General features: G+C 69.8%; 25 protein-coding genes, 1 tRNA gene and 2 pseudogenes. 11 read left to right on the top strand and 17 right to left on the bottom strand.

Features of this window, described 5'->3' with window-relative positions; all coding sequences use genetic code 11:
• Window positions 1-24 precede the first annotated feature (24 nt).
• On the top strand, window positions 25-342 hold the full coding sequence (locus tag BBK82_RS14300; protein ID WP_237048188.1) for a hypothetical protein: 318 nt from the start codon (window positions 25-27) through the stop codon (window positions 340-342).
• 131 nt (window positions 343-473) lie between these two features.
• Here BBK82_RS14300 and BBK82_RS14295 read toward each other — a convergent pair whose 3' ends face one another.
• On the bottom strand, window positions 474-1,193 hold the full coding sequence (locus BBK82_RS14295) for an SDR family oxidoreductase (protein ID WP_179953772.1): 720 nt from the start codon (window positions 1,191-1,193) through the stop codon (window positions 474-476).
• A gap of 88 nt (window positions 1,194-1,281) precedes the next feature.
• Between BBK82_RS14295 and BBK82_RS14290 the strand changes: the two genes are divergently transcribed.
• Window positions 1,282-2,115, top strand: coding sequence for a LysR family transcriptional regulator (locus BBK82_RS14290; protein WP_065921059.1), 834 nt, complete (start codon window positions 1,282-1,284; stop codon window positions 2,113-2,115).
• Here the strand turns inward: BBK82_RS14290 and BBK82_RS14285 are convergent.
• Genes BBK82_RS14285 through BBK82_RS14270 form a run of 4 tightly spaced genes read right to left on the bottom strand, consistent with a single transcriptional unit; the run spans window position 2,108 to window position 4,969 of the window.
• Window positions 2,108-3,127 carry a copper resistance D family protein gene (locus BBK82_RS14285; protein WP_065915460.1) on the bottom strand — a complete coding sequence of 340 codons (1,020 nt, stop codon included), beginning with the start codon at window positions 3,125-3,127 and terminating at the stop codon, window positions 2,108-2,110. The genes BBK82_RS14290 and BBK82_RS14285 overlap by 8 nt on opposite strands.
• A complete protein-coding gene (locus BBK82_RS14280; RefSeq protein WP_065915459.1) occupies window positions 3,124-3,663 on the bottom strand; it encodes a copper resistance CopC family protein in 540 nt (179 codons plus the stop codon). The genes BBK82_RS14285 and BBK82_RS14280 overlap by 4 nt, the downstream gene beginning before the upstream one ends.
• 7 nt (window positions 3,664-3,670) lie before the next feature.
• Window positions 3,671-4,402: a YcnI family copper-binding membrane protein gene (locus BBK82_RS14275; protein ID WP_065915458.1), complete on the bottom strand. Its 732-nt coding sequence runs from the start codon at window positions 4,400-4,402 to the stop codon at window positions 3,671-3,673.
• Between the two features lie 51 nt (window positions 4,403-4,453).
• Window positions 4,454-4,969, bottom strand: coding sequence for a hypothetical protein (locus BBK82_RS14270; protein ID WP_154697311.1), 516 nt, complete (start codon window positions 4,967-4,969; stop codon window positions 4,454-4,456).
• A gap of 58 nt (window positions 4,970-5,027) precedes the next feature.
• Here BBK82_RS14270 and BBK82_RS14265 point away from each other — a divergent pair, with 58 nt between their 5' ends.
• Window positions 5,028-6,677: a BCCT family transporter gene (locus tag BBK82_RS14265; protein ID WP_083267954.1), complete on the top strand. Its 1,650-nt coding sequence runs from the start codon at window positions 5,028-5,030 to the stop codon at window positions 6,675-6,677.
• Here the strand turns inward: BBK82_RS14265 and BBK82_RS14260 are convergent.
• Complete coding sequence (locus BBK82_RS14260; protein WP_065915456.1) at window positions 6,655-7,089, bottom strand: DUF6474 family protein; 435 nt, start codon at window positions 7,087-7,089, stop codon at window positions 6,655-6,657. The genes BBK82_RS14265 and BBK82_RS14260 overlap by 23 nt on opposite strands.
• Before the next feature lie 83 nt (window positions 7,090-7,172).
• Between BBK82_RS14260 and BBK82_RS14255 the strand changes: the two are divergent.
• Window positions 7,173-8,803: pseudogene (locus BBK82_RS14255) on the top strand (TM0106 family RecB-like putative nuclease).
• Here BBK82_RS14255 and BBK82_RS14250 read toward each other — a convergent pair.
• Window positions 8,800-9,534: an SDR family NAD(P)-dependent oxidoreductase gene (locus BBK82_RS14250; RefSeq protein ID WP_065915455.1), complete on the bottom strand. Its 735-nt coding sequence runs from the start codon at window positions 9,532-9,534 to the stop codon at window positions 8,800-8,802. The pseudogene BBK82_RS14255 and the gene BBK82_RS14250 overlap by 4 nt on opposite strands.
• 334 nt (window positions 9,535-9,868) lie before the next feature.
• Between BBK82_RS14250 and BBK82_RS14245 the strand changes: the two are divergent.
• Window positions 9,869-11,168 (top strand): annotated as a pseudogene (locus BBK82_RS14245) (UDP-glucose dehydrogenase family protein).
• Between the two features lie 19 nt (window positions 11,169-11,187).
• Window positions 11,188-12,969 carry a gamma-glutamyltransferase family protein gene (locus BBK82_RS14240; RefSeq protein WP_065915454.1) on the top strand — a complete coding sequence of 594 codons (1,782 nt, stop codon included), beginning with the start codon at window positions 11,188-11,190 and terminating at the stop codon, window positions 12,967-12,969.
• A gap of 57 nt (window positions 12,970-13,026) precedes the next feature.
• Here BBK82_RS14240 and BBK82_RS14235 read toward each other — a convergent pair whose 3' ends face one another.
• From BBK82_RS14235 to BBK82_RS14225, 3 genes are all read right to left on the bottom strand, one after another.
• A complete protein-coding gene (locus tag BBK82_RS14235; protein WP_065915453.1) occupies window positions 13,027-13,263 on the bottom strand; it encodes a hypothetical protein in 237 nt (78 codons plus the stop codon).
• A 95-nt stretch (window positions 13,264-13,358) separates the two neighbouring features.
• Window positions 13,359-13,703, bottom strand: coding sequence for a hypothetical protein (locus tag BBK82_RS14230; RefSeq protein ID WP_065915452.1), 345 nt, complete (start codon window positions 13,701-13,703; stop codon window positions 13,359-13,361).
• 147 nt (window positions 13,704-13,850) lie between these two features.
• A complete protein-coding gene (locus BBK82_RS14225; protein ID WP_030465567.1) occupies window positions 13,851-14,225 on the bottom strand; it encodes a hypothetical protein in 375 nt (124 codons plus the stop codon).
• A gap of 351 nt (window positions 14,226-14,576) precedes the next feature.
• Between BBK82_RS14225 and BBK82_RS14220 the strand changes: the two genes are divergently transcribed.
• The gene (locus BBK82_RS14220) at window positions 14,577-17,741 is read left to right on the top strand and encodes a glycosyltransferase (protein ID WP_237048187.1); all 3,165 of its coding nucleotides are present in this window, start codon (window positions 14,577-14,579) and stop codon (window positions 17,739-17,741) included.
• A gap of 62 nt (window positions 17,742-17,803) precedes the next feature.
• Here BBK82_RS14220 and BBK82_RS14215 read toward each other — a convergent pair whose 3' ends face one another.
• A complete protein-coding gene (locus BBK82_RS14215) occupies window positions 17,804-18,964 on the bottom strand; it encodes a hypothetical protein (RefSeq protein ID WP_065915450.1) in 1,161 nt (386 codons plus the stop codon).
• Window positions 18,965-19,101: 137 nt separating this feature from the next.
• Entirely contained in the window at window positions 19,102-19,374 is a 273-nt protein-coding gene (locus BBK82_RS48860; protein ID WP_083267953.1) for a hypothetical protein, read from the bottom strand.
• 121 nt (window positions 19,375-19,495) lie between these two features.
• Between BBK82_RS48860 and BBK82_RS14205 the strand changes: the two genes are divergently transcribed.
• Together BBK82_RS14205 and BBK82_RS14200 are read left to right on the top strand one after the other, a co-directional pair.
• On the top strand, window positions 19,496-20,908 hold the full coding sequence (locus BBK82_RS14205) for an SdrD B-like domain-containing protein (protein WP_170067915.1): 1,413 nt from the start codon (window positions 19,496-19,498) through the stop codon (window positions 20,906-20,908).
• Window positions 20,909-20,918: 10 nt separating this feature from the next.
• Window positions 20,919-21,413, top strand: a complete 495-nt coding sequence (locus tag BBK82_RS14200) for a hypothetical protein (protein ID WP_065915447.1) — start codon at window positions 20,919-20,921, stop codon at window positions 21,411-21,413.
• 27 nt (window positions 21,414-21,440) lie between these two features.
• On the opposite strand, the gene BBK82_RS55995 is transcribed toward BBK82_RS14200, so the two are convergent.
• Window positions 21,441-21,833 (bottom strand): contact-dependent growth inhibition system immunity protein, encoded by a 393-nt coding sequence (locus tag BBK82_RS55995; RefSeq protein ID WP_065915446.1) that lies wholly within the window; start codon window positions 21,831-21,833, stop codon window positions 21,441-21,443.
• A gap of 296 nt (window positions 21,834-22,129) precedes the next feature.
• The gene (locus tag BBK82_RS51575; protein ID WP_170067914.1) at window positions 22,130-22,273 is read right to left on the bottom strand and encodes a hypothetical protein; all 144 of its coding nucleotides are present in this window, start codon (window positions 22,271-22,273) and stop codon (window positions 22,130-22,132) included.
• Between the two features lie 70 nt (window positions 22,274-22,343).
• Here BBK82_RS51575 and BBK82_RS51570 point away from each other — a divergent pair, with 70 nt between their 5' ends.
• On the top strand, window positions 22,344-23,078 hold the full coding sequence (locus BBK82_RS51570; RefSeq protein WP_065915445.1) for a cytochrome P450: 735 nt from the start codon (window positions 22,344-22,346) through the stop codon (window positions 23,076-23,078).
• On the opposite strand, the gene BBK82_RS14185 is transcribed toward BBK82_RS51570, so the two are convergent.
• On the bottom strand, window positions 23,053-23,481 hold the full coding sequence (locus BBK82_RS14185) for an OsmC family peroxiredoxin (protein ID WP_065915444.1): 429 nt from the start codon (window positions 23,479-23,481) through the stop codon (window positions 23,053-23,055). The genes BBK82_RS51570 and BBK82_RS14185 overlap by 26 nt on opposite strands.
• A gap of 110 nt (window positions 23,482-23,591) precedes the next feature.
• Here BBK82_RS14185 and BBK82_RS14180 point away from each other — a divergent pair, with 110 nt between their 5' ends.
• Entirely contained in the window at window positions 23,592-24,497 is a 906-nt protein-coding gene (locus tag BBK82_RS14180) for a S66 peptidase family protein (protein ID WP_065915443.1), read from the top strand.
• Window positions 24,498-24,646: 149 nt separating this feature from the next.
• Here BBK82_RS14180 and BBK82_RS14175 read toward each other — a convergent pair.
• Both BBK82_RS14175 and BBK82_RS14170 read right to left on the bottom strand, forming a co-directional pair.
• Window positions 24,647-24,719: transfer RNA gene (locus tag BBK82_RS14175), tRNA-Gly, on the bottom strand.
• 38 nt (window positions 24,720-24,757) lie between these two features.
• Window positions 24,758-25,156, bottom strand: coding sequence for a DUF7674 family protein (locus BBK82_RS14170; protein ID WP_065915442.1), 399 nt, complete (start codon window positions 25,154-25,156; stop codon window positions 24,758-24,760).
• Between the last annotated feature and the right edge of the window lie 51 nt (window positions 25,157-25,207).

The raw sequence follows: 25,207 nt of genomic DNA, 5'->3' as shown, positions 1-25,207 counted from the left end.
CGGGCGAGAAACACAGGGCCTAAGGTGCGGCAGGTCGGGGCGAAGGGCGAGGTGCGGCGCGTGATCCTTACTCGGAGGTGGCGGTCCCGCAGAGCGCTGCGGTCCGCGCAGCTGCTCGACGAGGTCGTGGACACCCAGCTGCCGCTGCTGGCGGCGTTCGACGAGGAGCGCAGGCGACGGTCCGCCGACTACCTCGCGGAGCTCGTCGCACTGGCCCAGGACTACCGCTACTACGCCAACGGCTGGATCGACAGCCGTGAGCTGGACCGCCGCGGTCAGCGGACGATGAACCGGCTGGCCCGCATGCGCGAGGAATCTTCGGCCCGACTGATCACCGACTAGGCCGATCGTGGGCAGCTCGCCGCGCCGGACTGGCCACTCGCCGAGTGTGCGGATGTTTCACGTAGAACAATGGCCCCAGCGCTACCAGGGCCACCGCTCATCGGGGCCCGCTGTTCACCGGGGCCCGCTGTCTACCAGGGCACTGTCCCGTTGCTGTCGAACAGGCCGCCGGTCGGGCCGTCGTCGGGCAGGGTGGCCAGCTCGACCGCGATCCTGGCGCCGTTCGCCGGGGTCTCCCGTCCCTGGAAGTCGTTGAACTCGGTCGCCACGTAACCGGGGCAGGCGCCGTTGACCTTCATGCCGGTCAGCTCCTTGGCGTACTGCACGGTGATGGCGTTCAGGAACGTCTTCGACGGCGTGTACATCCCGTCGACGTGGCTGTAGTCCCCGGTCGCCGAGGTCTGCAGGGTCAACGACGACAGGTGGCTCGACTGGTTGACGATCCGCGGTCGTGCGGACCGCCCCAGCAGGGGAAGCACCGCGTTGGTGACCCGGACGACGCCGATCACGTTCGTCTCCAGCACCTCCCGCAGGCCCTCCGGGGTGGCGGCGGAGGGCGGCGTGGGCCACGGTCCGGCGATTCCCGCGTTGTTGACCAGCACGTCGAGGCGGCCGAACCGCTCGTCGAGCAGGGCTGCGGCGGAGGCCACGCTCTCGTCGTCGGTCACGTCCAACGGCACGAAGAACGCGTCCACGCCGTTCGCCCGCAGTTTCTCCGCCGCCTCCTCGCCGCGCTGAGGGTCGCGCGCGCCGACCCCGACGCTCATGCCGAGCGCGCCGAGGCCTGCCGCGATCTCGTACCCGATGCCCTTGTTCGCGCCCGTGACCAGCGCAATCGTCTGTTCGCTCATGTATTCGACGATGCCCGCGGACGGCCTCAAGACCAACACCACCTCGGTGTCGCAGCGATACCCGACCGGTATCGATACCGTGGACGTCGTGGAGACCAGGGAGCTCCGGTACTTCGTCGCGGTCGCGGAAGAGCTGCACTTCGGCCGCGCCGCCGAACGGCTGGGCATCGCCCAGCCACCGCTCTCGCGGACGATCGCCCAGCTCGAACACCGGCTCGGCGTCGAGCTGCTGACCCGCACCAGCCGCAAGGTCCTGCTCACCGCCGCCGGAACGACCCTGCTCACCGAGGCCAGGGCGATCCTCGGGGCGGTCAGCGCGGCCGAACGCAGGACCAGAGGCGCGGCGGTCGACCGGCCGTCGCTCGTGCTCGCCGCGAAGGCCGGCGGCACCGGCGAGGTGCTGGCGAAGGTGCTCGACGTGTACGCCGCCCAGCCCGGTGCGGTCCCCGTCGACGTCCTGCTGTGCGAGTCGAACACGCACGTCCCGCTGCTCGACGGACGGGCCGACGTCGCGCTGCTGCACGAGCCGTACGACCCGACGACCGGTCTGGACGTGGAGGTCCTGCACACCGAGGGGCAGATCGCGGTGATGCCGGCCGCGCACGCGCTTGCCGGAGCGTCCCAGCTGCGGATGGCGGACGTCAGCGCCCTGGACGAACGCGTCCGCTGGCCACGCCCGGACGGCACCTACCCGGACGGTCCCGGCATCGAGGTGCGCAACCTGACGCAGCTGTTCCAGATGATCGAGCTGGGCCGGGCCGTCGCCGTCGTGCCGGACGACTTCCGCGCGAGGCTCACCGAAGGACTGGTCGCGGTTCCCGTCGTGGACGCGCCGAAGGTGACGACGGTGATCGCGTGGCCGCCGCACAGCCGGTCACGCGCGCTCGCCGACCTGGTGAGGGTCGCGACGGGCGTCAGCTGACCGGTGCGCGGCTCAGCACGACGGCCAGGCCGAACGCCAGGCCCATGATCGTGATCTCGAAGACCGCCCACTGCACGATCGCCGTGGTCTTGTGCTGCGAGATCTGCGGCAGCAGCTTCCACCGGATGCGCGCGCCGAGCACCGCGACCGCGGCCGCGCACACCGCCTTGCCGAGGAACAGCAGGCCGTAGCCGGTGGTGAACATCGACTGCGGGAATGGCACGACCGGGTTGAGGACCAGCTCCAGCAGGCCGTTGAACAGGCCGGTCACCGTGACGACGACCAGGCTGGTGGTGGCGATCTTGGAGAACTTCGGCAGCGCGACCGCGAGCAGTCCCTTGCGGTAGGCCACCAGTGCCATCAACGCGCCGAGCCCGCCCGTCCACGCCGCCGCGCCCAGCACGTGCAGCTCCATGGAGACCATCGAGTAGTCGTGGTACTTCCAGTTGGAGGCGTGACCGGTGACCGGGATGGGCAGCAGGCCGAACATCGAGATCAGGATCCGCAGCTCGGCGGGCACCGACTCGCCGTTGCGCACCGCCAGCACGCCGACCAGCAGGTAGACGAACGCGCAGGCCGCGCTGAACAGCAGGCCCTTGCCGGCACCGACCGTCGCGATGTAGTCGACCGCGTTGCCGATGCTGACGTCGCTGCCCGGCCGCAGCTCGGCGGCCTGCAGGATGATCGCGAGCAGCGCGGTCACCACCCAGACCGCCGCGGCGACGACCGCGGCCGGCCTGGCGATCCGCATGACCGGCTCGGTGTGCGTGGGACGGTCGAAGCCGAGCAGCTTCGGCAGGATCGACAGGCCGACGACGACCGTCGCCGACACGTCCAGCAGCACGCGGGTGACCGGCAGGCCGTACCGGACCGCCGCCCCGGCGTCCACGACCCCGGCGACCACCACCGGTGGTGCGAGCACGAGACCGAGGGCGATGCCCGCGAGCGCGCCGAACACCAGGCCGGCGAGCACGCGGTAGTGGGTGGGGGCGGTGGTCCGGACGTCGCTCATGCCTTGGAGCTCCCTGTGCCGCCACCGCCGCGCAGGGCGAAGAACACGCCGCCGCCGAGCAGCACCACGGCGCCGACGATCCAGACCCAGAGCGGGATGCCGCCACCGGAGTCGCCACCGCTCGCCGCGTTGGCGTTCGGCGGGGTGGTGGGCGTGCCGGTGCCGTCCTTGGTCAGCGTGAACGTCAGCTCACCGGAGACCGGGTGGCCGTCCGCGGACAGGATCCGGTAGCCGATCTTGTACTGACCGGCCTTGCCGAGCGCGTTGACCTGCGTCGACACCGCGTTGTCGGTGATCTTCGGGTCGCCGGCGGCCTCGTAGTGGCCGCCGTTCGCGTCGACCACGGAGATCGTGTTGATGTCCTTGCCGCCCTGCACGTCCTGGTCGAACGTCAGCGTCACCGTGGACGGGCCGACCTCCAGCGAGGACTTGTCCTTGGGGTCGCTGCTGATCAGTGCGTTGTGCGCCGAGGCGGGCGCGGCCGTGGTGAGCACGGCCGCACCCGCGATCAGGCACGCGATGAGTGCGCGCTTCATGCTCGCGTCACGCCTTCCTGCGCGAACGCAGGATCGCGCCGATGCCGAAGCCCAGGCCCAGCGCACCGACGGCCAGGCCGGCGCCGCCGAGGTAGCGGGCGGTCTGGTCGGAACCGGCGGCCGACGCCGCGTGCGTGTCGGTCTCGTTCGCCGCGGGGGTCGTGCCGTGGCCGCCGTGGCCGTCGTCACCGGCCTTCTTCGGGGCGAGCTTCAGCGCGGGCGCCGGGTGCTCCGGCTCCTTGCCGTCGGAGCCGGTGGGCTGGCTCCAGTCGACGACCTCGCCGTTCTCGTAGGTCTGCTTGGTCGGCAGCAGCAGGGTGTCCTTCTCCGGCAGCGTGCCGAGGGCGACGAAGAACTCCTGGTACTCGTTGACCCCGATCTTCGTGCCGGGCTCCGCGGTCCAGGTGATCGTCTTGAACGCCTCGGTGATCTCCTTGCCGCCCACCGTGACGGGCTTGTCGAGCTTGCCCTTCACGGCCTCGGCCTTCCAGCCGGGCATCGGCCTGGTGCGCACCGAGGTGAGCGGGGTGTCCTGCGGCAGCGTGACCTCGATCTTGGTCGTGCCCGCGTTGTCCCGCTCGTTCGGGACCCGGAACGCGAACGTCGCGCGGCCGCCCTGGGTGAACTCCGCGGGCTGGGCGCTGACGTGCGCCGATGCGGCGACGGGGGTGCCGAGGACGGCGAGTCCGGCGACGGCGAGGACGGCGAGCGTGCGCACGCCAAAGCGATTTGTGGACATGAAGATGTGGCTCCTGATGCCAAAGGGGAGATGCAGGGGGTGTTGGGGTCGTCAGGAACCACAGGGCGGGCCGCGCAGCCCGTGGGCACGGCTCAGCTCGGCGGCGTGTGCGCGCCGGAGGTAGGGCGTGCTGGTGAACGCGCGCACCGGCGTGAGCACCGGTTGCGGCGTGAGCCTGCGGGGGATCAGGCGGGTGACCGCGGCGAACAGCCGGAACAGCGCGTTCTCCGCGTGGAACAGCAGCAGCCCGGTCAGCGTCGCGGCGACGAGGTGCGCCCCGAACATCTGCCAGGTGAGCGTGCCGGTGTGCTCGTGGCTGACCCAGGTCAGCAGCAGGTGCTGGGCGAGCTGCGCCGCGGCGAGCCCCGCCATCAGCGAGAGCTTCCCGGTGCGCTTGTCCGCGAGCGACGCCGCCGCGAACGCGATCAGCACGACCAGCGGCAACGCGTGGATGAACTCCGGCAGCTCGCCGCCGCCGAGCCCGTGGGCGGCGATCGTGAGCGCCGCCGAGGTCACCGCGAGAACGGCACCGCGAAGGGTGCGCATCTCACTCGACCGGGGGCTCACGCACCTGAGGGTAATCCGACGGGTTTGCCGAGGTCTATGAGTGGGTATCTAGGGCCGCATGCACAACCAATGCGACCAGCCGGGCCGCACCGACCGGGTCGTGTTCGGCGTTGCCGCAGGTATCACGCTCGCCTTCGTGACCTGGGGGATCATCGGGACCGACTCGTTGGCCTCGGCGTCGAAGACCGCACTCGGGTGGGTCATCCAGAACCTGGGATGGGCCTTCGTGCTCACCGCGTCCGGCTTCGTGCTGTTCGCCCTCTGGCTCGCGTTCAGCCGTTACGGCAAGATCCCGCTCGGCCGTGACGACGAGAAGCCCGAGTTCAAGACCGTGTCGTGGGTCGCGATGATGTTCAGCGCCGGCATGGGCATCGGGCTGATGTTCTACGGCGTGAACGAGCCGCTCACGCACTTCGTGAAGCCGCCGCCCGGCACCGAGGGCGACCCCCTCGAGACCGCCATGGCCACCACGCTCTTCCACTGGACCCTGCACCCGTGGGCGATCTACGCCGTCGTCGGCATCGCGATCGCGTACGGGAGCTTCCGCCGTGGGCGGTCGTCGCTGATCAGCGCCGCGTTCGCCCCTCTGCTCGGTCGCCGGGCCGCGTCGGGGTGGGGCCGCGCGATCGACGTGATGGCGATCTTCGCCACGTTGTTCGGCTCGGCCGCCTCCCTCGGTCTCGGCGCCCTGCAGATCGGGAGCGGGCTGGAGGCGGCCGGCTGGGTGGGTCAGGCCGGCAAGGGCCTGCTCGTCGCCGTCATCGCGATCCTGACCGTGGCGTTCGTCGCGTCCGCCGTGTCGGGTGTCGCGAAGGGCATCCAGTGGCTGTCGAACATCAACATGGTGCTGGCCGTGGTGCTGGCGCTGTTCCTGTTCGTGGTCGGGCCGACGGTGTTCATCCTGAACCTGCTGCCCACGGCGCTGGGCGACTACTTCCGCGAGCTCGCGAACATGGCCGGTCGGACCGCCGCGTCCGGTGGTGAGGCGACCGAGGCGTGGCTGTCGTCGTGGACGATCTTCTACTGGGCCTGGTGGATCTCCTGGACCCCGTTCGTCGGCACGTTCATCGCGCGCATCTCCCGCGGTCGCACGATCCGGCAGTTCGTGGCCGGTGTGATCCTGGTGCCGTCCGGGGTGTCGCTGGTGTGGTTCGCGATCCTCGGCGGTTCGGCGATCTTCGAGCAGCGGGCCGGTGCCGACCTCGCCGGTCAGGCCACGCCGGAGTCGCAGCTCTTCGCGTTGCTCGACCAGTTCCCGCTGGCCGCGGTGGCCGGGGTGGTCGTGATGCTCCTGGTGGCGATCTTCTTCGTGTCCGGCGCGGACGCGGCGTCGATCGTGATGGGAACCCTCTCCCAGCAGGGCACGATCCGGCCGACCAAGCCCGTGGTGATCTTCTGGGGCGTGCTGACCGGTGCCGTCGCGGCGGTGATGCTGCTGGTCGGCGGCTCGAACGCGCTGACGGGCCTGCAGAACCTGACGATCATCGCGGCGCTGCCGTTCATGGTCGTGATGGTCGGCCTGTGCGTCTCGCTGGCCAAGGACCTGCGTTCCGACCCGATGATCAGGCGGGAGGAACGCGTGGCCGAGGTGATGGAGGAGGTCACCGCGCACCTCGACCCCGGTCAGGTGGTCGAGGAGGCCGCTGTCGAGGCCGTGACGAAGGTGACCGGCAGGACGCCGGACGTCAGCGCACGTTCAGGCGCCTGAGCAGCTCCTGCTCCAACACGTCCAGATCCGTTCCGACGGCCCGGTGCGCTGCTTTGCGCCGGGCCGTCGGCATGCGTTCGGAAGCGCGAACGGCGGCGAGCAGTTGCGCGAGCCGTGCCTCGGTCTTCGAAACCCAATTGGAATCCGCGCCGCGCAAAGCCTCCAGCGACTCCGAGAAACCGACAATCCGCGCGTGCAGCCGGGCGCCGTGACCGGAGTACCTGCCGATGTCGGCGACGTCGATGCCGAGCCTGCGCGCGCGGTAGCGGTCGTACTGCTCGCTCAAAACCCCAGCTCCGCGAACGATCACGGGGGCCAGCACCGGAATCAGCGCCGGCGCCACCACCTTCGCGACACCGACCAGGTTCCTGGCTCGGCCGGGCGTGAAGCCGGTCTTCGCTTTGCGCGCCATTCGGGTGCTCCTCCTCCGTCACGTGAAACTTACTGCCCAGGTTGCCGACACATCAGGTAGGCGCGCGACATACCCTGCAACCTGTGACTTCCCAGGTGCAGCTAGACGCCGGCGTGGTCACTCGTTGTCGGCGGCGGGTGCACCTCGAAAACGATCCGGACATGCGCGACGCTCCCAAGGCGGCGCCCGATCCGGCTTCGGAACAACGGAAAGCGGACGCGACGAACCACCGTCGCGCGGTCGCGGACGCGCTCGCGCGGATCGTCGGCTCGAACCTCCTCGAGGTGCCGAACGGACCGGACGTGCGCAGCGCGGACCGCGAACGCGTGACGCTCGCCGCGATGGAGATGGGCGCGCCGTACATCTGGGGCGCCGCCCTGCCGCGCGACCCGCGCGGTGGCCGCCGCGGTGGCATCGACCTGCTGGTGAAGGACGCGACCGGGTACGTGCCGGTGCTCGTCGTGCGGCACAAGATCACCGATCCCGGCCAGGGCGCGCGCACGAGCCCGCTGACCATGCCGTTGCCGGCGCAGGCACCACCCTTGCGCAAGTCGCCCCCCGCGACCAGCTCCGGCTGGCCCACGCCCAGCGCCAGCTGCAGGCGGCGGGCTACGCGACGAACGGCCGCGCGACCGGCGGCGTGATCGGCATGGACGCCGACGTCGTGCTGTGGCACGACCTGGAGGCCCCGACCTGGCCGGGCGGCCGCACCGCACTGGCCGAGTACGACGCCCGCTTCTCCGACCGGCTCTCCGTCGCACTGGCGGCGGCGAACCAGAAGGAGCCGCTCGCCAAGCCGTCGCGGATCGTCGACTGCAAGACCTGCCCGTGGTGGCCGGCCTGCGACAGCGACCTCCGACAGGGCCGGGACGTGTCGCTGGTGGTGCGCGGCGAGGACGCCGTGGCACTGCGCAAGATCGGCCTGTCCACAGTGGACAAGCTGGCCGAGCTGGACCCGGCCGCGGAAGGCCCGATCCAGCTCGTCGGCATGCCGTTCGGCGACGCCGTGGTCCTCGCCCGCGCCTGGCTGCGCGACCTCACCCTGGTCCGCCGCGTGCCGCGGATGGACGTCCCCCGCGCCGACGTCGAGGTCGACGTCGACATGGAGAGCTTCGGCGACCTCGGCGCCTACATGTGGGGATGCCTGTTGTCCGGCAAGGACATCGACGAACCGCACGGCTACCGCGCGTTCGTCACGTGGGACGAGCTGCCGTGCGACGACGAGGCCCGCTCGTTCGCCGACTTCTGGACCTGGCTCACCGGCATCCGCCTGCGCGCCAAGGCACGGGGCCTGTCCTTCCGCGCCTACTGCTACAACGAGCTGGCCGAGAACCGCTGGCTCCTGGCGTCGGCCGAACGCTTCGCCGGCAAGCCCGGCATCCCGACCGTGGCGCAGGTCAAGGAGTTCATCGGCTCCGACTCGTGGGTCGACCTGTTCGGCATCGTCCGCGAACAGTTCCTCTGCGCCCACGGCAAGGGCCTGAAGATCATCGCCCCGGTCGCGGGCTTCTCCTGGCGCGACCCGGAGGCGGGCGGCGAGAACTCCATGCGCTGGTACCGGTCCGCGGTCGGCATGAACGGCGACGCGCTGGACACGGACCAGCGGCGCCGGCTGCTGGAGTACAACGAGGACGACGTCCGGGCCACCCACCGCCTGCGGGAGTGGATGACCTCGGACGCGATGTCCAAGCTGCCGTTCGCCGGAGATCTCTAGCGCGGAGCCATGCGGAGAGCGCCGTCCATCCGGATGACCTCGCCGTTCAGGTAGTCGTGCTCCACGATCGACACGGTGAGCTGCGCGTACTCCGACGGCTGCGCGAGCCGCTTCGGGAACGGGACGCCCGCGGCGAGGCCTGCGCGGAACTCGTCCGAGACCGTGGCGAGCATCGGGGTGTCGACGATGCCGGGTGCGATGGTCAGCACGCGGATGCCCACCGAGGACAGGTCGCGCGCGGCCGGGAGGGTCATGCCGACGACGCCGCCCTTGGAGGAGGCGTAGGCGACCTGGCCGATCTGGCCGTCGAACGCGGCGATCGAGGCGGTGTTGATGATGACGCCGCGGGCGCCGTGCTCGAGCTCCTCGGTCTTGCCCATGGCGGCGGCGGCCAGGCGCAGCACGTTGAAGGTGCCGATGAGGTTGACCTCGATGACCTTGCGGTACAGGTCGAGGTCGTGCGGGCCGGACTTGCCGACGGTGCGGGTCGAGGGGCCGATGCCCGCGCAGTTCACCGTGATGCGCAGCGGGGCGCCGGAGCCGGCCGCGGTGTCGACGGCGGCCTGGACCTCTTCGCCGGAGGTCACGTCGGCGGCCAGGTAGGTGACGTTCTCGACGGCGTCGGCCTTCTCGATGGCGCCGGGCAGGTCGAGCGCGAAGACCTGCGCCCCACGAGCCGCCAGCGCGCGTGCGGTCGCGCCGCCGAGACCGGAGGCGCCACCGGTGACGATGGCCGCGGTACCGAGATCTCCATGCCTTCATCCTCCTCGAAGCGAGCTGCTCGCGAGGAGGTTAACGGTCGTTACCCGAGAATCAACTTCTGGACTGGCATCAACGGTCGGACCAGTGGAGCAGCGCCACGAGGGGCACCGCTGCCAGCGCGGCGAGGCCGATGAAGATCATTGCGATCAGCAGAACTCCCATGCCATGAACTGTGCCGTTCGAAGGTGTTCGAAACATCGCCCGCGCCGGTAGACCTCTGGTAGGAGATCTGTCACGGTCAGCTACGACGAAAGTCGTACGGTGTTCCCCCAGCGGCCAACTGGGGATGTCAGGGTCACCCCCATGTTCGCCCGTCGGATCGCGGTCGTCGGCACCGGCTACGTGGGGTTGACCACGGGGGCCTGCCTCGCTTCTCTCGGACACCGCGTCGTGTGCGCGGACGTCGATGCGCTCAAGGTGGCCAGACTGCGCGCCGGCCAGGTCGACATCCTCGAACCGGGGCTCGCCGAGCTCGTCGTCGAAGGCCAGGCCGCCGGGCGGCTGGAGTTCGTGGTCGGGGCCGCTCCCGCCGTCGAGGGCGCCGAGGTCGTGTTCTTCTGCCTGCCGACGCCGATGGGTGCCGGTGGTGCGGCCGACCTGAGCGCCGTCGAGTCGGTCGCCACGGAGATCCGCGACGTGCTGCCGTACGGGACGGTCGTGGTCACCAAGTCCACGGTTCCCGTTGGCACGTCGGGACGCGTGCGCGCGTTGCTCGGCCGTGAGGACGTGGCGGTCGTGTCGAACCCGGAGTTCCTGCGCGAAGGCACGGCGGTCCGCGACTTCCTGCACCCCGACCGGATCGTCGTCGGGTCGGACTCGCCGTCCGCGGCCGAGCGGGTGGGGGCGCTGTTCGCCAAGCTCGGTGCGCCGACCGTGCTGATGGACGCCGCCAGCGCCGAGATGGTCAAGTACGCCGCGAACTGCTTCCTCGATGAAGCTCTCCTACGTCAACGCGGTCGCCGAGCTGTGCGAACGGCTGGGCGCCGACGTCGAGTCGGTCACCGAGGGCATGGGCTACGACAAGCGGATCGGCCAGTCGTTCCTGCGGCCGGGACCCGGCTGGGGCGGGTCGTGCCTGCCGAAGGACACGCACGCGATGGTGCAGATCGCCGACGCCGCCGGTGTCGACTTCGGGCTCATCCGCTCCACGATCGAGGCGAACGTCCGCGCGCAGCTCCGCGTCGTCGAGAAGGTCAGGGTGGCGTGCGGTGGCTCGCTCGCCGGCGTGCGGGTCGGCGTGCTCGGGCTCGCCTTCAAGGCCGGTACGAACGACCTGCGCGACTCGCCGGCGCTGGCCGTCGCCGAGCAGCTGGTGCTCGAAGGCGCCGAGCTCACCGCGTACGACCCCGAGGTGACCGGGCCGATCGCCGGGATGCTGGTGGTCGACGACCCGTACCAGGCGGTCAAGGGCGCCGAGGCCGTCGTGCTGCTGACGGACTGGCCGGTGTTCCGCACGCTCGACTGGGTCCGCGTGTCCGAGCTCATGGACGGCCACACGGTCGTCGACTCCCGCAACCACCTGGACCCGGACGCCCTGCAGCGCGCGGGTCTGCTCCATTCGGGCGTGGGGCGTGCGTCACTCGGCGTCACGCAATTTAGTTAGCGTCGCATACCTTTATGGGGTGTTCACCACGCGCCCCGAACTCGTCGGAACCTTCGGCATGGTCGGTTCGACCCACTGGCTGGCCTCGGCAGCGGCGATGGCCGTGCTGGAGGACGGCGGCAACGCCTTCGACGCCGCCGTCACGGCCGGATTCGTCCTCCAGGTCGTGGAACCGCACCTCAACGGCCCCGGCGGCGAGGTGCCGGTCGTCTTCGCGAAGGCCGGTGAGGCCCCGCGGGTGCTGAGCGGCCAGGGCGTCGCGCCCGCCGGTGCGACGATCGAGCACTACACCGGTCTCGGCCTGGAACTGGTCCCCGGCAGTGGTCTGCTCGCGGCGACCGTGCCGGGTGCTTGGGACGGATGGCTCACCCTGCTGCGCGACTACGGCACCAAGTCGTTGCGCGAAGTGCTGGACCGCGCGATCGGCTATGCGCGCGACGGCTTCCCCATCCTCGACCGCGTCGTCGACACCATCGACCGCGTCTCCGACCTCTTCCGCGACCACTGGACCACCTCGGCCGCGCAGTGGATGCCCGGCGGTGCGCTGCCTGCCCGTGGCGGCCGCTTCCGCAACACCGCGCTCGCCGACACCTGGGAGTGGCTGCTCGCCGCCGCCGAGGCCGCCGGTGCCGACCGCGAGGCGCAGATCGAGGCGGCGCGCCGGGCGTGGTCTCAGGGCTTCGTGGCCGCGCAGATCGACGAGTTCTGCCGCACCGCCCACCGCGACGACTCCGGCCGTGACCACGCCGGCGTGCTGACCGGCGCCGACATGGCGGTATGGGAAGCGTCGTACGAGGACGCCCTGACCGTCGACTTCGGCGAGTGGACGCTGGTCAAGCCCGGTGCGTGGACGCAGGGACCCGTTCTCGCGCAACAGCTCCGGTTGCTGGAGGGCTTTGACCTGTCCTATGTGGATGGCAAGCCCACCGCGGACACCGTGCACCTGGCGGTCGAGGCGGCGAAGCTGGCGTTCGCCGACCGCGAGGCCTGGTACGGCGACGTCGACGACGTCCCCGTCGACACCCTGCTGTCGCGCTCCTACGCCGCCGAACGCCGTGCGCTGATCGGGGAGAGCGCTTCCTACGAGCTGTGCCCCGGTTCACCCGACGGCCGGCAACCGTTGCTGCCCAAGCACATCGTCAGCGGCCCGGCGACGCTGGTGTCCGACCCGACCGGCGCGATCGGCGAGCCCACGGTGGCCCGCTCCGGCGTGACGCGCGGTGACACGGTGCACGTCGACGTCGTGGACCGCTGGGGCAACATGGTGTCCGCGACCCCGTCCGGCGGCTGGCTGCAGTCCTCGCCGACGATCCCGTCGCTGGGCTTCTGCCTCGGCAGCCGCGCCCAGATGTTCTGGCTGGACAAGGGGTTGCCGAACTCGCTCGCACCCGGCAAGCGCCCGCGGATCACGCTCTCGCCGTCGATGGCCCTGCGCGGAGGGGAAGCCGTGCTCGCGTTCGGCACGCCCGGTGGGGACCAGCAGGACCAGTGGCAGCTCGGCTTCTGGCTCGCGCACAGGGCGGGCCTGAACCTGCAGGAGGCGATCGACTCGCCGATGTGGCACTCGAACGCGTTCCCGAGCTCGTTCTACCCGCGGGCGTGGACTCCCGGCGAGCTCGTCATCGAGTCACGCGCCGGCGCGGACGTGCTGGCAGCGTTGCGTGCGCGTGGCCACCAGGTCGTGGACGCCGGCGAGTGGACCCTCGGACGGCTCTCCGCCGTGTCGAGGGACTCCTCGGACGGACTCCTGCGCGCCGGTGCCAACCCACGTGGCGCGCAGGGGTACGCAGTCGGCCGCTAGGGCGTGTCCCGGGACTCTCGACCGCGACTCTCATCGAACGGACTCACGGGACACGCCCTAGCCCTGGAGCAGCGCGGTGCCGTTGTGCACGACCTCCGCGTTGGGACCGCCGAAGTCCTGCAGCGCCGCGATGCCCACGCGCTCACCCAGTTCACCGACCTCGGCGACCGGGTCGACCTGGGGCAGCTGCGACAGCCCCACCGCGGGCAACGGGCTCGCGCTCGCGGTGCCGGCCATGGCGGCCAGTGCACCGGCGGCGATACCGGCGGAAGCGACGATCTTCTTGATGCTCAAGGCGTTTCGCTCCTAGAAGGTCGGAAAAGTGGAACGGCGCCCGGTTCGAGGGGGAGGGAACCGGGCGCCGCCCCGGCCAGGAAGTGCTGGGTGGATCAGATGTCGACGGACGCGGCGCCGGTCGGCACGCCCGTGGGCTCGGTCAGGCCGAGCAGCGTGGCGGCCGGGAGGCCCGACGCGCCGGCGTCGACGTTCTCGACGAGCGCGTTGACGTCAGCGGTCTGACCGTTGATCGCCTGGATCTTGCCGTCGACGTCGTGCGTGTTCACGGACGCGAGGTCACCCACGGCCGCGACGTCGCCGAGCTGGCCACCCAGGTCGGGTGCGGTGTGGACCGCGCCGGACGCGGTGTCGGCGTGTGCGATCCCACCCAGGCCGAGCATGACGGTGGCGCTGCCGAGGGCAACAGCGGCCCCCGCGACGGTCTTCCTGAGGTTCATGGGCGCGAAAGTTTCGCACCCGACCCCTCTACATCAAGCTCCGTAATCCGGGAGGGGGAACTTCTTCACGCGTTCGGGTGGGCTATTCGGCGCAGCGTTGATTTGCGCCCGGAATGAGGGCGGTGTGGAAAAAGGGCAACAAACGCGTCAGGCGATGGCGCCGGGCGGCAGCTTCAGCTTGAACGGCAGCGTCGTCACGACGGCCAAATCGGAAGCGGTCGCCTTCATCAACGACGGCGCGTTGCGCGCACCGGGCTCCGGCAGGTCGAGCAACCGGTCCACGGCCTCGACCAACGGGCCCTCGTAGATCCAGACGGCCTGCGCCGGCCTCGCGGAGTCGCGCACCGCCGGCAGTCGACCCGCCCGTGCTTCGGTCTCCGACCAGAAGAGGATGGAATCGATGAAGCCTCTGCGCTGTTTGAACGCCATGATGCGGTCGAGCTGCCCGGCGTCGTCCCTCAGGTGGAGGAACTGGAAGCCGTTTTCGCGCAGCTCGATGACCTTGCTCAGTGCGTGGTCCATGGCGCACCTACCCCTGTGAGGTCCCTTTGAGGGGACCGTTCAGTCATACGACCCGAAAGGATCGTACGGTAAGTCGACGTTCGTCCGTAAGCCGTAGTCCGAACGAGTATCTCAATTGGTGGACGTTTGTGGCTTAGTGTAGTCGCAAGCCTTCTTGCGGGAGGAAACGGCCAGGACGGCCGTCACGGTTCGCGTCAAGAACGCCAAACCACCCAATGTGACTAACGTCACGCTGATCCACATGTGTCGCCTCCGAGTGGTGACTTACACAAGTACTAGACGTGTAGCACTCCTGCGAGGTTGTACGTACCCGCCACGCCGCAGGTGAGACGTCGGGCAGAATCACCGGTCGTGGACTCTGAGTTGGACCGGCGGATTGAGTGGACTGGCGAGCGGTGCGTTCCGTGGACCGAGGACACACAGGTCGTCTACGAGCACTACCACCGCTACGCCCTCGCCAGGGACCTCGTGGCCGGCAAGCGGGTGCTCGACCTCGCGAGCGGTGAGGGCTACGGCTCGGCGATGCTGGCGGAGACCGCCGCCGAGGTCGTGGGCGTCGACATCGACGGCCCGTCCGTGGAGCACGCCCAGCACAACTACGGCGGCCCCGCGCTGAGCTTCGTGGTCGGTTCCATCACCGACCCCTCCGTCCTGGCCGACGCGGCGCCGTTCGACGTCATCACCTGCTTCGAGGCGATCGAGCACGTCACCGACCACCCCGGCCTGCTGGCCCTGATCCGCGCCCGCCTGGCCCCCGGCGGCCTGGTCCTGATGAGCACGCCGGACACCGAGGTCTACAGCCACCAGCACGAGAACTGCAACGAGTTCCACCTCAAGGAGCTCAGCGAGCAGGAGTTCGCCGACCTGCTCCGCTCCGAGTACGCGAATGTCGCGCTCTACCGCCAGAACGTCGCCGTCGGCTCGGTCATCACGGCGACCAGCCCGGTCCAGGGCCCGGTGAGCACCCACACCGCCCTGTCGACCGGCGACCGCTGGACGGTCGACCACGGGCTGCCGCACACCTACCTCTTCGCGGTCGCCTCCCAGCAGCAGCTGCCCGCGCTCCCCGTCGCGGCGATCATGCTCGACCCCGAGCTCACGCTCGTGCACCGCACGACCACCCAGCTGCGCGAGCTCTACGAGGACAGCCGCGCCGAGGTCGAGCAGCTCAAGTCGACGATCCAGACGCTGGAGCAGTACCGCCACACCGAGGAACACGACAAGCTCGCCGCGCTGGAGGCGGTGCGGGACTCGCACGCCGAGCGGGAGCGGCTCTCCGGTGAGCTCTACCAGGCCCAGCGCAGCTCCGAGCGGTTCGCGGCCGTCATCGACTGGATGCGGGACTCCGCGACGGCGCTCGAACAGCGCGCGGTCAGGGCCGAGGCCGAGGTGGCCAGGCTGCAGAGACAGGTCGACGAGCAGAACGCCGTGGTCCAGCGCGCGCTCGGCAAGTACCGCAGCGTCGTGGAGAAGGTGGCGCCGCGCGGCAGCACGTTGCGCGACACCTACGAGCGGGCGATGGGCCGCCAGCCGGGCACCGTGGCCGAGGTGGCACCGGCCGCACCGGCGACGCCCGTCGCGGTGCACACCAGCGAGAAGCCGCTGGTCAGCATCATCGTCCCGGTGCACGGCAAGTGGTCCTACACCCGCCAGTGCCTGCTGAGCATCGAGAGCGTGCACTCGACGGTGCCGTTCGAGGTCATCGTCGTCGACGACGCCTCGCCGGACGACAGCGCGGACAAGCTCGCCGCGTGCACCGGCGTCCGGCTGGTCCGCACGCCGCGCAACCTCGGTTTCATCGGCGCCTGCAACCTCGGTGCCGAGAACGCGAAGTCCGAGCTGCTGCTGTTCCTCAACAACGACACCGAGGTCACCCGCGGCTGGCTGGAGGCGCTGGTCGAGACCGCGAACTCGGACGACCGGATCGGCCTCGTCGGCGCGAAGCTCGTCTACCCGGACGGCACGCTGCAGGAGGCCGGCGGCATCATCTGGTCCGACGCGACCGGCTGGAACTACGGCCGCAACGGCGACCCGAACGACCAGGCCGTCAACGTCGTGCGCGACGTCGACTACTGCTCCGGCGCCGCGATCCTGGTGCGCCGAGACCTCTTCGAGCGGATCGGCGGGTTCGACACCCGGTTCGCGCCCGCCTACTACGAGGACACCGACCTCGCGTTCGCGATCAGGGCCTCCGGGCACCGCGTCGTCGTGCAGCCGGAGTCAGTGGTCGTGCACCACGAGGGCATCTCGCACGGCAAGGACGTCAGCGGTGGCGTCAAGCGGCACCAGGAGCTCAACCGCACGGTGTTCGCGGAGAAGTGGGCCGACGAGCTCGCCCGGCAGCTGCCGGGTCCGACACCCGCGAACCTCTGGCTCGCCCGGCAGCGCGACCCGTTCGACCGGGGTGGACCGCTGGTGCTGGTGATGGACCACCAGGTGCCGCTCACGCGGATGGACTCCGGTTCCGTGCGGATGCGCGCGATCCTGGAGGAGCTGGTCGGTCTCGGCTGCCGGGTCGTGTTCTTCGCGGCCAACGGCGCCGAGCACAAGAAGGACGCTGATGAGCTGCGTCAGCTCGGGATCACCGTGCTGACCCACCAGGAACGGCAGTGGGAGTTCCTGCGCGACGTCGGCGCGGAGCTGTCGTTCGCGCTGCTGTCCAGGCCGAGCGTCGCGTGGATCATGCTGGAGGAGCTGCGCACGCGCTCGCCGCAGTGCGTCATCGCCTACGACACGGTCGACGTGCACTTCCTGCGGCTGGAACGGCAGGCGGCGCTGGCCGAACGCGAGGAGGGACTGGAGGCCGGTCGCGGTCTTCGGCGCAAGGCGTCCGCCTCGCGGGAGCTGGAACTGGGCCTGGTGCGCGCGACCGACGTGACGTTCGTGGTGTCGGAGGCCGAGCAGGAGCTGTTGCGCCGGCTGGAACCCGAGGCCGACGTGCGGGTGCTGTCCAACGTGCACGCCGTCGACTGGACACCGACCTCTGTGGACGGTCGCACCGACGTCGTGTTCGTCGGCGGTTACGACCACACGCCGAACCGGGACGCGGCCGAGTGGCTGGCCAAGTCCATCATGCCGTTGGTGCGCAAGGAGATCCCGGACGCGACGCTGCGCCTGGTCGGCTCGAACCCGACCAAGGACGTGCTCGCGCTCGACGACGAGGACGCGGGCGTCGAGGTCGTCGGGTTCGCCGCGGACCTCAAGCCGATCTACGCGCGCGCCCGGATGACCGTGGCGCCGTTGCGGTACGGCGCCGGCGTGAAGGGCAAGGTCGGCCAAAGCATCAGCGAGGGCATCCCGGTCGTCGCCACTTCCGTTGCGCTGGAAGGCATGCACCTCATGCCGGAGCAGGACGTGCTCTGCGGTGACACCGAGGCCGAGTTCGCCGCCGCCGTCGTGCGGCTGCTGCGCGACGACGACCTCTGGTACCGGTTGTCGCGCTCCGGCAAGGAGAAGATCGCGGCGCAGTTCGGCCCGCAGGTCGCCCGGACGGTGCTCGAAGGTCTGCTGAAGTAGTTCCCCGGCAACGAAGAAGGGCCCTGAGGCTGGTCGCCTCAGGGCCCTTTCTCAGTTCGCGGTCACCGCACGGTCGGCGGTGCGAACTCCAGCTGGTTCTTCAGGAGCTCCTTGAACGACTCCTCGACCGAACCGCCGTCGCTGGTGAACACCTCGACGATGACGGCCTTGTTGTAGTAGACGTACGCGGCGCGCATGACCTTCTTGGCGGGGTCGGTGACGACCTTGACGCCCTTGTAGCCGAGGTCCTTGTTCTCCTTCAGCGCGGCCTGGTCCTGGAAGTACGCGGCGACGACCTTGCCCGCGGCGGTCTGGTCCGCGACCGACATCGCCATGATGCTGACGGTGTTCTTGCCGTCGATGGTGGTCGACAGCGTGGCCTCGGTCATCGCGCCGGCGTTCAGCGCCTCGGTCGTCTTGCCGGTCATCAGCTTCTGGGCGGCCATCCGCGCCAGGTCGAACTGGCCACCGCCGGGACGCTCGGTGCCGGGCAGCGGACTGAAGATCGAGTCGGCGGTCGCGCCCGCGTCCGGCTTCTGGGCGGGCGGCTCGGGAACGGGCTTGCTGGTCGGCGTGGCTGACGTGGAGGTCTGGTTTGTGGGCGTCTGCGCCTCGTTGTCCTTCTTGCTGGTGAAGAAGAAGAACCCGGCAACACCGAGACCGACGACGAGCAGCACGACGATCACGATGCCGATGATCTTCTTGCCCTTGCCGGAGGACTCAGCGGCCGAGTCGAAGACCTCGGGACCCTGGTTCCAGGACGGAGTCGAGTAGGAGTCCTGGTCGGTCACCCACGGCGGCGGTGCACCGGCGCCACCACCCTGCTGCTGCCAGCCGCCGGCCTGCGGGAACTGGCCACCGCCGTAGTTGGGCTGCGGGAAGCCACCGCTGCCGGGCACGACCTGGGTCGCGTCCGGGTTCTGCTGCTGCTGTTGCTGACCGCCACCGTTGACGGACACGACCTGCGTCTTGTCCGAGTTCTGCTGGGGCTGCGCCTGCGCGGGCGGCTGCACCGGGGCGATGTACTGCGTCTTCTCCGGCTCCGGCGGCGGCACCGCCTGCCAGCGGACGGGAGGGGGGAACGAGCCACCAGCCGGCGCACCAGCGCCCGCGCCGGTGTTGCCCGCCAATATCGCGTCGCGGCGCTGGCGGTACTCATCGGCGGACACGCGCCCGCTCGCCAACTCAGCGTCGAGCTTCTGCAGCTCGTCCTGCCAACTCACAGTAGCCCCCTGCTGACGCGTGCATCCTGAAACCGCGCCATTGTCGCACCTGCTCACGAGAGACTTCGGGCTGAGGGTAGTTGCTCAGCACGAATCGATCCTGACCGACCACCGATGCAGTTATCGTCTCGTAGCTATCAGGAGACGTACGGCTGTTCCGGATGCACCGACTGGCGCACCGGGCGGCTGTGCCGATCATGATTCTCGGCGCGTTTCTCGACGTGGCCGCACAGTGTGAGATCGCTGGATTTGCCCATGGGGAGGACGACACCCGTCCCGAGCTCCTGTTCTGGCTCGACGACGACGTGCCGAGCCATGACGCGTTGATCGCCGCCTGCCTCGACCAGGTCACCCCGGCGATGATCCGCACCGACAAGAACCTGGTCGACGCCGCCGTCCAGCTCCGGCACGGCGCGACGAGATGTACCTCCGACGGACCTTGTCCCACGGTCCGGCCACGCCCTAGCGTCGGTGCCGGCAGCCACCGCGACATTGGGGGAGCGGTGGCGTTGAAGGCTGGGGAGTCTTTTCTTGTCCGCAAATTCGGCGCGCGTCTTCGCGCGCAGGTTCACCGTGCTCGCCGCCACCGCGGTGTGCGCGTTGTCCGTCCAGGGCACCGCGCAGGCCGCCGAGGGCCCTGACGTGACAGCGACCGTCCAGGTGCTGGGCGGGCCGTACCTGCTCGGCCAGACCGTGCCGCTCCAGCTCACGGTCACCAACATCGGCAACGCGGAGGCCACCGAGGTCCGGGCCCACTACGAGACCGTGTCGGGGTCGCACCTGTCGATCAACTCGGCCGACTGGGACGGGCTGCAGCCGCCGTGGGGACAGCCGTCGACGTTGACGCTGGCCGCCGGGGCGTCGCGGACGTTCACGCTCAAGGGCGTCTTCTACCAGTACGCGGGCGACTCGAAGTTCAACGTGCGGGTCGGCTCGAAGAACGACGCCAACCCGTGGAACGACGCCGCGCCGGCGCAGATCGGCGTGGTCGAGCCGACCAGGACCGGCACGCTCAGCGGCGTGGTGTGGGGTGACGCCAACGGCAACGGCACGCTGGACGCCGGTGAGGGGCTCGCGGGCGCCAAGATCATCGCGTCCCGGGGTGGGGGCAACCGCGAGACCACGACCGGTGCGGACGGCCGGTACGCGTTCACCGAGCTCGAGCGCGCGATGTGGGGTGTCGGCCTGTACGGGCTGCCGGGTGGCTGGGTGGTCCGGTACAGCTCGGACATGCACGCCGTTGACGGCAGCGGCTCCACGTCGGACCTGCGTCACCAGGCGGTGCGGCCGCTGACCGACCAGCTGTCGTCGTCACTCAGGTTCACCACCACCGAGCACGTCGACAACGGCCCGATCGGTGTCGAGTTCACCCTCACCAACACCGGCACGACCGACCTCACCGGCATCAAGGCGGGCTGCAACCGCTCCGGCGAAGGCCCGCACGTGCGGCTCGACCTCGGCGAGCTCGACTACAACGGTTCCGGCGCAACGGTTCCCGCCGGTCAGAGCCGTGTCTTCGGCTACACGGGAACGGTTTCGCCGGACGCGTCCAGCTACGGCTTCACCAACGTCAACTGCGACTTCGGCGCCGACGAGTTGCTGGCAGAAGGCTTTCCGAAGGTGGCCGACTACGTGAAGGTCGGCAACCGCCGGACCGACACCAACGGCTCGATCTTCGTCGACACCAACGGCGACGGCTGGATGAACGACGGCGAGCGCCTCACCGGTGTCCCGTTCAGCCTCAAGGACCCCAAGACCGGCGCGATCGTCGGCACGGCCGCGGGTGAGGCCCCGGACGGCCGGGCGTACTTCCGCGACATCCCGGCCGGACGCTACGACGTCGTGGCGGACGGGTACCGAGTCGTCTCGCAGTGGCAGGTCGTCGCACGTGACTGCACCGACTGGTGCCAGAACGGGTGGACCATCCAGGTCGTCCCGGCCTGATCAGCAGAAGATGATCCCGCACGGCCGCGTGGTCGTGGTCGTAGTAGTAGGCCGCGGCCGCGTGGTCGTCGTGGTGGGAGCCGGCGGTTTCGTCGTCGTGGTGGTCGTCGTTGTCGTGGTGACGGCCTGGCTCGTCGAGGTCGTCGTAGTCGTCGTCTTGGCAGAAGAAGAGGACGACGTGGATGACGACGATGTCGAGGACGACGATGACACTGTCTGTGATGGTGTCCCGGTCTCCGTCGGCATCAGCGAAGGGACGTCGACGAGGGAGACCTGGACCGCGGGGCCCCCGGACGAGGGGCCGGAACCACCGGCGGCGAAAGATCCGAAAAGCGGTCCCATCACGGTAAACGCCGCAACCACGGCGCCGATGAGCGCACCGGTTGCGAGCCTCCCCGGCCCGCTCATCGCCGCCAACACTCGGATTGCCTATCGGGTTCACTCGATCGGGTCAAGCAAACCGGGAGTTTTCTACGCAGTCGGACTTTTGTGGCCGTCACGTTGATCACGCCCTGTGACAGCGAGCCAGGCCCTAGCCGGGGAACTGGTCCGCTGCCGTCACGAGCAGCTGCCAGTCGCCGTCCGGCAACGTGCGCAGCCGGTCCAGCACACCGGACATCCGGTCCAGCAACGCCGGGTGGTCCGCCCAGAACGAGTGGTCCACCCGCAGCAGCGCGGCGAGCAGGTCGCCGGGGTAGAGCGCGACCGACCGCAGCGGGTCCGCCTCCACGTGTTCCAGCGCCAGCAGTGCCGTCACGTCGAGCCCGACCTGGTGCGTGACCAGCAGGTGCAACGACGTCGGCGTCAGCTCCCGCACGGGCAGCTGCCGCAACGCGCAGAGGTCCCGGTAGAGCTGGGTGGACGACGAGTCCGGTCTCAGCCAGTCGTCGTCGCTCAGGCGCGCGAGCGTCTCTCCGCGGTCCACGCACCAATGGTGCCCGCAGAAGTCACGACTAGTGGGCCGACGAAGGCAACGGTTCGGCATTGGCGACTGCACGGGACCCACAGGCGTTCACGGAACTGCTCCGTTCGGACCGGTGAGTTCGAGCGGTCCGAGCAGCCGGAGGATCACGTCATTGGTCCTGTCGTCAGCCCCCGGCAAAGGCCGGAAACGGGACAAGATACTTCAATGGAATTCGATCCGGGAATCAACGCCCAGCGCGTCACCGCCTATGCCGAACTGCGTGCAGTTCTCGCTGATCCGGTGACCTTCTCGTCCCGTCACGCGACAGGACCGCAGGTGGCGTCGGTCGCTGCCGTGTTGCCGCCCGAGCAGCGGCGGTTGCTGGAGTTGATGTACTCGATCAACACCACGGACGGCACCAGGCACGCCAGAATCCGTGCCGCGGCCACGTACAAATTCACTCAGACGGCCGTGCGCCGAATGGCTGACACAATTCGAAATCGCGCGCGTTCACTGCTCGACGAACTCCCGGTGGAAGCCGACTTCGTGAGCGAGTTCGCGGCGCCGCTCACCCTGGGCGTCATCGGCGACGTGCTCGGCGTGCCGGACGCGGACTTCCCGCTGTTCCGCGAGTTCGTGACGCCGGTGCTGGAGCTGACCAGCGGTGAGGAGGTCAGCGAGCGGGTGCTCGGGTCGTACTTCGCCGCCATGCACGAGTTCTGCGCCTACTTCGGCCGCTCGGACGTGTTCAAGGGCGGTCAGCTGTCCGAACAGGAACGGCTCTCGCTCTGCCTGGGCCTCGTCGTCGCGGGCACCGAGTCGACCACGAACCTGCTGTCCAGCCTGCTGCTGCGCCTCGACCGGCGCGAACGCCGGCTTGGCGGCGTGGTGGAGGAGGTCGTGCGCCTGGACGCGCCGTTGATCGGCTTCTTCCGCACGGCGACGTGCCCGGTGTCGGTCGGCGGCACCGCACTCGCCGAGGGCGACCACCTGTTCCTCGACTTCGCGGCCGGCAACCGCGACCCGCGCGCGTTCACCGAGGACTTCGACCCCGGCCGCCCCGCCGTGCCGGCCCACCTCGGGTTCGGCCACGGCCCGCACTACTGCCTCGGCGCCCACCTGGCCAGGCTGACCGGCCGGATCGTCGCCGAAGAGCTGCTCGACCGCTCCTTCGAGGTGGTCGAGCAGCCCGTGCGCCTCCGCAGGCACCTGATCAGCCACGGTCCCGCGGAGCTGCGGTTCAGACCAGGGCGGCGTCCAGCGTGATGTTCTCGACGGCCGCGAGCGCCTTGGAGACCGGGCAGTTCGCCTTGGCGCCCTCGGCGGCCTTGACGAAGTCCTCCTGCGAGAGGCCCGGCACGTTGGCGCGCACGGTCAGGTGGATGCCGGTGATGCCGACGCCCGCCTTGAACGAGACCTCGGCCTTGGTGTCGATCGAGGTGGGCGGCGTGCCCGCACCGGTGAGCCCGTGCGACAGCGCCATCGAGTAGCACGACGAGTGCGCCGCCGCGATGAGCTCCTCGGGGCTGGTCTTGCCGCCGGCCTCCTCGGCACGCGCCTTCCAGTCGATGTCGAAGCTGCCGCTGTTCGACGTGGAGAGGGCGACATTGCCCTTGCCCTCGACGAGAGAGCCTTCCCAGTGCGCGTTTGCCGTCTGAGTGATGGCCATGATCTCCAGGTCCTTGTCAGTTCGATGCGGAAGAACAGTGACCACCTTTCCACGTGATCGCCCGGCGATCACCCCGAGAACCACGTGGCGGACTGACAGAGTCTCCGGACATGGACGTCCTGCGCCCACCACGCCTTCAGCCCGGCGACCGCGTCCGGCTCGTGTCGCCGGCCAGCTACCCGTCAGCCGACCTGCTCGCCGAGTCGGTGCGCACGTTGGAGAGCTGGGGCCTCGTCGTCGAGATCGCGCCACACGCCATGGACCGCCACGGGTACATGGCCGGCCACGACGCCGACCGCTTGGCCGACCTCAACGACGCCTACCGCGACCCCGGCGTGCGCGCTGTGATCGCCACACTGGGCGGTGCGGGTGCTTATCGAATCGCGGACGGGATCGACTTCGCCGCCGTGCGCGCCGACCCCAAGCCGCTGGTCGGGTTCAGCGACATCACCAACCTGCACCTCGCCGTCTGGCGGGAGTGCCGGGTGACGGGCGTGCACGGGTGCCTGGCCGGCGACCGTTCCGCCGCCTCGACGCGGGCGTTGCTGATGGAGAGCGAACCCGTTGAGCTGCACCGGGATCGGCACGCGCTCACGGCGGCGGTCGAGGTGCCGGGGAAGGCCGTGGGCCACCTCGTCGGCGGTCACCTGGGCACGATCGCCTGGTCCGTCGGCGCCGGGCTGCCGAGCCTGGCCGGCGCGATCCTGCTCCTGGAGGAACCGCGGGCGGTCGGGCTCGGGCAGGTCGACCGGCACCTGACCCAGCTGATGCGCTCCGGCTCGTTGCGGGGGCTGCGCGGCGTGGCACTGGGCCGGTTCACCGGGTTCGAGGACTACGTCGACCGCGACTGGACGGTCGTCGACGTGCTGCGCGACCGGTTGTCGGCGTTGGGCGTGCCGGTGCTCGGTGGCATCGACGCCGGCCACGGCGACAACCCGCTGTCCATCCCGTTGGGCCCGCTCGCGGAACTCGACACGGAGGTCGGCACGCTCGAGGTCGGCCCTGCGGTCGTCTGATTCTGGACGCGGGGACCGGCTCGCTCGGGGGCGGCTCTGCGGTCGCCGATCCTCGACAGCTGCCTGGGGGTCTGGGGGCTTGGCCCCCAAAATCATGGCGAAACGCAAAACGGCTCATGCTCTTGATGAGCATGAGCCGTCCTGCGTTGAGCGGATGACGAGACTCGAACTCGCGACCCTCACCTTGGCAAGGTGATGCGCTACCAACTGCGCTACATCCGCCTGTCTTGCTGTCGTACGTGGAGAACTATACAACAGCTCTAAACCGCGTCTCGACCGGGGGGTTGCAACCCGGCCAACAGCTGGTCCACCTCGTCCAGCTGCTCCTTCGGCCACCGCCACTCCCACAGCGCCCGCACCTTGGGCAGCACGTCGACCGGCAGCCAGGCCGCGACTTCCTCGCGCAGGTCCCAGTCGTCGAACACGTGCTCGTAGAAGCTGACCAGCGCGGCGTTCTCCAGGAACTGCTCGGGCTGGTGGAAGCACCAGTGCGCGAAGCCGTACGCGCGCCGCAGCACGTCGTCGTCCTGCTCGCGGTGCGCCTCCATGGCCAGCTGCGACAGCTCGGAGAAGAAGACGTGGCAGGACCACTCCTCGGTCATGGCGACATCGCGAAGTTCCGGCATCAGTGCCGTCGCTCGTTCTCGCCAGTCCACCACGGGGGCAACGGTAGCCGGTGGATCTTCGTACTCCGACGGCCCGACGCCCAC

The organism is Lentzea guizhouensis (assembly GCF_001701025.1).
Taxonomy (GTDB): domain Bacteria; phylum Actinomycetota; class Actinomycetes; order Mycobacteriales; family Pseudonocardiaceae; genus Lentzea; species Lentzea guizhouensis.
The sequence above is the reverse complement of the archived record's forward strand: the minus strand, read 5'-3'. Positions and strand labels throughout refer to the sequence as shown.

Excerpts from the sequence above, each read along its gene's own strand:
- BBK82_RS14280 (WP_065915459.1), bottom strand. The coding sequence starts at position 3,663 with ATGAAGCGCGCACTCATCGCGTGCCTGATCGCGGGTGCGGCCGTGCTC.
- BBK82_RS14265 (WP_083267954.1), top strand. The coding sequence starts at position 5,028 with ATGCACAACCAATGCGACCAGCCGGGCCGCACCGACCGGGTCGTGTTC.
- BBK82_RS14180 (WP_065915443.1), top strand. The coding sequence starts at position 23,592 with ATGGACGTCCTGCGCCCACCACGCCTTCAGCCCGGCGACCGCGTCCGG.
- BBK82_RS14275 (WP_065915458.1), bottom strand. The coding sequence starts at position 4,402 with ATGTCCACAAATCGCTTTGGCGTGCGCACGCTCGCCGTCCTCGCCGTC.
- BBK82_RS14230 (WP_065915452.1), bottom strand. The coding sequence starts at position 13,703 with ATGAACCTCAGGAAGACCGTCGCGGGGGCCGCTGTTGCCCTCGGCAGC.
- BBK82_RS14185 (WP_065915444.1), bottom strand. The coding sequence starts at position 23,481 with ATGGCCATCACTCAGACGGCAAACGCGCACTGGGAAGGCTCTCTCGTC.
- BBK82_RS14285 (WP_065915460.1), bottom strand. The coding sequence starts at position 3,127 with ATGAGCGACGTCCGGACCACCGCCCCCACCCACTACCGCGTGCTCGCC.
- BBK82_RS14295 (WP_179953772.1), bottom strand. The coding sequence starts at position 1,193 with ATGAGCGAACAGACGATTGCGCTGGTCACGGGCGCGAACAAGGGCATC.
- BBK82_RS14200 (WP_065915447.1), top strand. The coding sequence starts at position 20,919 with ATGATCCCGCACGGCCGCGTGGTCGTGGTCGTAGTAGTAGGCCGCGGC.
- BBK82_RS14225 (WP_030465567.1), bottom strand. The coding sequence starts at position 14,225 with ATGGACCACGCACTGAGCAAGGTCATCGAGCTGCGCGAAAACGGCTTC.
- BBK82_RS14260 (WP_065915456.1), bottom strand. The coding sequence starts at position 7,089 with ATGGCGCGCAAAGCGAAGACCGGCTTCACGCCCGGCCGAGCCAGGAAC.